Source organism: Leptolyngbya sp. FACHB-36 (genome assembly GCF_014695955.1).
In the GTDB taxonomy this organism is placed as follows: domain Bacteria; phylum Cyanobacteriota; class Cyanobacteriia; order Leptolyngbyales; family Leptolyngbyaceae; genus FACHB-36.
In genome coordinates this window covers 1-5,958 of record NZ_JACJPG010000485.1, presented here as the reverse complement: position 1 = coordinate 5,958, position 5,958 = coordinate 1, and the positions used below count along the sequence as shown (strand labels likewise).

The window sequence follows — 5,958 nt, the reverse complement described above, 5'->3', positions numbered from 1 at the left end:
GAATGATTGTGACAGCTACAACGACATCAAAACAAATAGCTGTTTCAGGGTTACTGGCGCCTGCAAGGACTGATTTGGTAGACCGATCCCCAACCATGAAGGAGTTGCTTTTTCATTTCGTAAGGTTCAATCAATCGCATTAAATTTCAAATAAATTATCAGAAAGACTGTAAAAATATAAACCATGTGGGTATAGTATGGTGGCAGAAGCTGACACGATCGAAGTTGGTAACCTTCTGAAAAACGGTCAGTAAACGCAAAACCCACTGCAACTAATTTCAAGCTAGATTGATGACCAAAAAGAAAAAAATCGAGCCGCTAACTGGCGAAGCTCTCCTCAAGAAAGTCAAGGAACTCGGCAATCTGAGTAAGGAAGAAAAAGCGAGAGAGTGTGGCTACTACACGTTAACCAAGAGCGGTGTAGAGCGCGTTAACATGATGAAGTTCCTGAACGCGCTAATTGATGCCGAAGGCATTGAGCTTGACGGAAAAGCTAATCTCAATGGACGCGGAGGACGCAGCGCTAGCTATCGCATCAGCGTTCAGTCAAACGGCAACTTGCTGATTGGCTCAGCGTACACGAAGCAGATGGAGCTACAGGCAGGGGATGAGTTTGAAATCTCTCTTGGAAGAAAACACATTCATCTCAAACAGATCGATCTGCCTGATGAAGTATCTGCGTAACGTTCAGGATCCTTTCCTGAAACTGAGCGATCGCTCTGAATAGCACAGTTTAGTGAATTTATTATTGAACGGCATGGAGACGATCGACTGGATGAGCGTTTCGGCAGCAGGGCTTGCCGCCGCAATCTTCATTGGTGGCATTTTAATGATGTTCACCACGCTTTGGACTACCAAAAAGTAGGGCGGCGCATTTGGCGACTAAATCTTTGAATTTAAGACACCGTTGCCCAAATGCGTTGCCCCTACGATTGCACCGTTTGAAACTTCTCTTCAGGCAGTTTTTTTCACAACTAGCGGTACGGGTAAGCTCACAGGCTCTGTGACTGCTTTGATGTGCGGACGAAGTGCCTCTTGGGTCACTGCTAAACTGCACATCAGTGAAATCCGCTCGTGATCCAGCACGCCAAGAATGTGGTGCGGATTACTACGCTCTACTACGGGTAGCTGGCGCAGTCCCCGTGCAGCCATGCGCGCTACGGCATCGGCGATCGGCTCATCTTCGTAGGCATACAAAACATCTTGAGTACAGATGTCTCCTACTCTCTGGTTAGTCAGTGCGAGCGCGGCATCTGACGATTGATCACACTGCTTCCAAAGTGCCGCAACGCGGTTGATATCTTGTAGTGTCACAATCCCAATCAGATGTGCTGCTTCGTCTACCACCAGCGCACTGCGAGACAGATCCCGCGTTAGTGCTACTCCGGCTTGCAGAACGGGAAGAGAACTTGGTAGGGTGAGAAAGTCAGAGTGCATTGCCTCCGCCACCAGCAGCGTGTGCAGAAATTCGGTGCTTTGGTCTGGCTCAACATTTAATCCTGTAGGTGGCGAACTGCGATTGATGGGCTTCAGTCGGTCCACTAACCAGACGCTTAGCCCTACCGCTGCCATTAGCGGCAAAATGATACGGTAGTCGCGGGTTAGCTCAAACAGCAGCAGAATTGCGGTGAGTGGAGCGCGAACGCTGGCAGCAAGAACCGCTGCCATTCCCACCATTGCATAAGCAGGCGGTGCAGCGATCGCATCCGGGGGAATTGGCAAAATCAGCGCCATGGCTTTTCCGTAGGCTGCTCCCAACGACGCCCCTAAAAACATTGCTGGAGCAAACAGCCCTCCAACAAATCCGCTTCCCAAACTTACAGCGGTCATTACGAGCTTGACCACCATCAGTCCCAGCAGCAGCAGCAGTGGAAACTGAACATCGCGCAGCATTGCCTCTACAGTTTCATAGCCGATACCCAAAATTTGTGGAAATTGCAGCGCCACCAAACCCACGCAAAGACCACCCAGCACAGGGCGCAGCATCAGCGGTACGTTTCCCAACCACTCTAGCCCTGGAAGCTGCCCTTGAAAGCCGCGCTGCACCAGTTGAATTAGCTGCGTGTAAGCGATCGACACCAAACTGGCACACAGCCCCAATCCCAAGTAGAGTGGCAGCTCTAATGAACTCCGCACCTCATAGGCAGGCAGCAAGAAAGCAGGTTGTCCTCCCTGCCCGATTTGAGCTATGAGCGCCGACACCACCGCTGACAGCAGCACCAAACTAACTGCTGACGTTGCAAATGTTGTTCCCAGCACAACTTCCAGCGCAAAAAAGACGCCTGCGATCGGCGCATTGAAGCCCGCCGCAAATCCTGCCGCCGCCCCTGCACTCAGCAGCAACCGCAACCGCTCCTGGGACACCTGAAGCATTTGTCCTAGCAGCAGACCAAAGCTAGCCCCAATCTCTACACTTGGACCCTCTGGACCTAGGGACGCTCCTGATCCCAGAGAAACTGTTGCCGCTACTGCTTTCGCCGTCGATCGCAGTGGAGAAATGGCAGGAGCACTTTGGGCCGCCGTCAGCAGCGATGAGATGCCAGGACCAAACTCTTGCCACCGCCAGCGCATCAGACCCACAATGAATCCCCCAAGCGTGGGAATACAAGCCAATGTCCAAGGACCCAATGAGCTAATCGCTCCCATCACGTCCTCTAGCATCAAGTGATGGATCGTAATAATCAGAAAATGGAATAGCACAATTGCTAGCCCGGTTCCCCCGCCAATCACCAGAGCAAGCAGGAGAACAACGGTTTCAGGTGAGGGGTGTAGCCGATTTAGGACTGTGGCGAGAAAGGGCTTGGATGGTGTGAATGAGGCAGTGTTGGGCGGCGCATTGGGGGAGGTGGCAGTCATTGGACGGTGGCAGGATACAAAATGAGAAAAAGTTAAACTTTTGTTTCTTAATAATTATTCTGCTCTATAAGTCGCTTGCTAGACAAGGTTGACGTCTGTCGTTTACAGCCCTGATTTAACAAAATCAGCAGCATTTAGGTTATCTTGCCTGCTTGCTGCTAGGAATAGCCGAAGCTGAATCCTGCATTCCCGATCGCTGCTGTTAAGCAACGATAAAGATACATATCAACAGTTAAACAAACGTCAAGGCTTACAACGCGGACTCATTGAATCGGTTGCTGCCTAAGCTAAGCTAGTAGAGTGGTCATCAGCCCCTAAGCGCCCTATAGGTATTCCAAATTGGGCACCAGGCTTTTATTTGTTAAAACTACTATATGGAGTTTGAAGTTACAGCCAAATTGCGGGCGATTTGCTTGAAGACTCAACTGGTCGCGCCATCTTCCTGATCAGCAATCAGGAATTCGGAAAATAATTCTAAGAATAGGTTTGAAAGCTCTATATCAAGTGTACACTCCAATTGTGCAGGCTTAGGAGAAATCAAGTCCATGTCTTGCAGATTGCGGGTGTGGTAATTCCTCCGTTAAAAGCGAATCTTCCACGTAAATGACTCGTTCTGATCCAGCAAAACTCACTGTCGCGATTCTTGATTCATGAGCGCTCATACGTTCGACAGTTCCTCTCACTCCTGCCCCGTTTGCCAGCGTGGTAGCGCGGCTACGCCTCAACGATTGATTACAGGGCTTCTTGCCTGTCCGCACTGCCGAGAACGATTGGTAGTTAGCTGGAGTGGTCACTATGTGCGCGATCCCTTCACTCTCAAGCCGCTTGTCACAGGACAAACGCTTCGCCGTGAGAGCCGCCCGCTAGCTCGTATCCGCCGCGACCTGCGGCTCAGTTCCTACTCCCTAGCGATCGGGCTAGTGGGTGGGGCTGTATTTTTAGGCGTCATGGTAGGACTGCTACAGAACTCCATGACGCCCGCTTCCACCGAGCCACCGTCGATCGAGTCTCTCAACGAATCCCGAGACAAGTAAAGCTTCTTCGGCACTCAGAATTACTTATCTAAGCGAGTTAAAAGCTGCCATCCCTCTGCTTGATTCAACTGCTGCGCCGATGGAAGCTGCAACGCTTGCAGAGCCGATCGATCAACCAGTAGATACGGTGCGGCATCCTGCTGCCAGTGCCGTCTCAAGTCCTCAATAGACGCAGGAACTACTCGACGATCGCTGTAGAAATTCAGCGACGGACGATTGAGCTTGTACGAAGTCCACACCGTCTGACCCGGTGGTGTGTGCTGCCGAACGATCGCAGCAACAGGCTTCACCGGATACTGTTCGCCCAGTTCCCAAACCCAGTACTGCGACGACACTAGCATCATAAGCGACACGTAGGTTCCCCAAATCAGCACGGCAATAAACTGGGAATCATGACGCGCGATTAGCACCGCCGCAACCGTTAGCGTCAGCGCTACCGCCGTTAAAATGAGTTGCAGGTCGGGTTTTTGCACCGGGTCAAGTCTACCGAAATAAACGCTAGCTGCCCAAGTAATGATTGCCAACCCTCCAAACACCAGCGACCAGACAACAGGGTAGCGTCGCTCTCGCTTGCGCCAGCCGCCAAAAAAATCCTCGAAGTTCCAGACCTTGGCAAGCTGAACGCCAGTCACTAGCGCTAGAGCAGGATACACAGGCAAGACGTACCAGGGCAACTTCGTGCCCATCAGCGAAATTGCCAGTAAGTAGCCGCCGCTCCAAACTAGCGCTAGTTTTGCCCATCCCATCGTGCGGTGCTCCCAAGCAAAACGGAACCCCTGTGGCAGAAACAGCAGCCACGGTAGGGCGAGTTTGAGAATCTCCAGCACGTAATACCAGAGCGGACCCTGGTTATTCTCGACGGAGGACCACACTCGATCGAGCGACTGGTTTAGTAAGTGCGACTGCACGAACGCACGATCGTAATGCCACCACTGGGCAAAATACCAAAGTGCAGCGGGCATACTGCCAATTAGCACACCGAGCCAAACGATGTGAGCGGTCAGCAGACGCGGAGTGTCCCAAGCAATAAAGGCGATCGCGATCGCGCCCAGTAGCAGCGCCACGATTCCCTTCGTCATGCAGAGCAATCCGAAGGCAATTCCTACACCCAATCCCCAGCGCAAATCCCGTCGCGTCCGCAGCAGACACAGCATCAACAGCAGAAAAAAGCACAGCAGCGCCCCATCTAGCATTGCCAATCTGCCATGACGCACCACGGGCAGCAGCGTCAGATACACCAGGGAGGCAAATATAGCGGGAGCACGCAGAGGAAATAGCTCTCGCCCAATCATGTAGAGCAGCGGTACGGAAACTGCCGTGAGGATGGCTCCGGGTAAGCGAGTGGTCCATTCGCTAACGCCGCCCACCTGATAGGTAAGCGCGATCAGCCAGTGAACTAAGGGTGGTTTATTGAAGTAAGGTTCGCCTGCCTGCGTTGGGTAAAGCCAGGTAAGAGAATCGAACGACGATCGCCAAATGTCGCGGGCAACCTGTGCCACAATGCCCTCGTCCCAATCGCGTAGGGGCAGCCAGCCCAAATCAATCACAAATAGCAGCAGGGCTGCCAGCAACAGTCCGATCGTCCAAGCAAAATCGATCCAGCGATCAATCGTTCCAGGTAGTTTGCCGAAATTATTCCAGTCAAATGTCTTGCGAAGCATCATCGTCTATAGAGAAATGAGAAGCAAGCGGTGGGGAACAGATAAATTGCTCGGGTATCCCTGCCTGAGGCATCCTTAGCATCAATTCGCTAGGCGATCGACGTTGCTAAATTAGACGTTGCTAAATTAACCCTCGTCATCGTGCACAGGCACTCGTCGTTCGATCCACTTCGCCACCGTGAGAATCAGCAGCGTTACTAACGTTCCGATAACGCTAGCTTGCCACAACCCGCATGCAGCGACGATGCCAAGAGCCGCTGTTACCCAGATTGCGGCGGCAGAAGTTAGCCCCCGCACGGTATAGCCCTTTTTTCGAGACTCGTGCACAATTTCGCCTGCTCCCAGAAAACCAATCCCGGTTGCTACCCCCTGCACCGCTCGACTAAAGGCGTCTGACGGAGATGCCA

General features: G+C 52.2%; 6 protein-coding genes. 3 read left to right on the top strand and 3 right to left on the bottom strand.

From position 1 onward, the window contains the following. Nucleotides 1-291: 291 nt before the first annotated feature. On the top strand, nucleotides 292-684 hold the full coding sequence (locus H6F43_RS13860) for an AbrB family transcriptional regulator (protein ID WP_190343323.1): 393 nt from the start codon (nucleotides 292-294) through the stop codon (nucleotides 682-684). Nucleotides 685-736: 52 nt separating this feature from the next. Beyond that, a complete protein-coding gene (locus H6F43_RS22725; protein ID WP_277879935.1) occupies nucleotides 737-865 on the top strand; it encodes a hypothetical protein in 129 nt (42 codons plus the stop codon). 89 nt (nucleotides 866-954) lie between these two features. Here the strand turns inward: H6F43_RS22725 and H6F43_RS13855 are convergent, their stop codons facing one another. Next, complete coding sequence (locus H6F43_RS13855; protein ID WP_190343322.1) at nucleotides 955-2,856, bottom strand: chloride channel protein; 1,902 nt, start codon at nucleotides 2,854-2,856, stop codon at nucleotides 955-957. 650 nt (nucleotides 2,857-3,506) lie between these two features. Here H6F43_RS13855 and H6F43_RS13850 point away from each other — a divergent pair. Further along, nucleotides 3,507-3,890 (top strand): hypothetical protein, encoded by a 384-nt coding sequence (locus tag H6F43_RS13850; protein ID WP_190343321.1) that lies wholly within the window; start codon nucleotides 3,507-3,509, stop codon nucleotides 3,888-3,890. Between the two features lie 20 nt (nucleotides 3,891-3,910). On the opposite strand, the gene H6F43_RS13845 is transcribed toward H6F43_RS13850, so the two are convergent. Continuing rightward, nucleotides 3,911-5,551 (bottom strand): glycosyltransferase family 39 protein, encoded by a 1,641-nt coding sequence (locus H6F43_RS13845; protein ID WP_190343324.1) that lies wholly within the window; start codon nucleotides 5,549-5,551, stop codon nucleotides 3,911-3,913. 126 nt (nucleotides 5,552-5,677) lie between these two features. Further along, a partial coding sequence (locus H6F43_RS13840; protein ID WP_190343320.1) for an MgtC/SapB family protein occupies nucleotides 5,678-5,958 on the bottom strand: 281 nt, incomplete at its 5' end.

Bases quoted from the DNA above. Each gene is read 5' to 3' on its own strand.
- H6F43_RS13860 (WP_190343323.1), top strand. From the start codon at position 292: ATGACCAAAAAGAAAAAAATCGAGCCGCTAACTGGCGAAGCTCTCCTC.
- H6F43_RS13855 (WP_190343322.1), bottom strand. From the start codon at position 2,856: ATGACTGCCACCTCCCCCAATGCGCCGCCCAACACTGCCTCATTCACA.
- H6F43_RS13850 (WP_190343321.1), top strand. From the start codon at position 3,507: ATGAGCGCTCATACGTTCGACAGTTCCTCTCACTCCTGCCCCGTTTGC.
- H6F43_RS13845 (WP_190343324.1), bottom strand. From the start codon at position 5,551: ATGCTTCGCAAGACATTTGACTGGAATAATTTCGGCAAACTACCTGGA.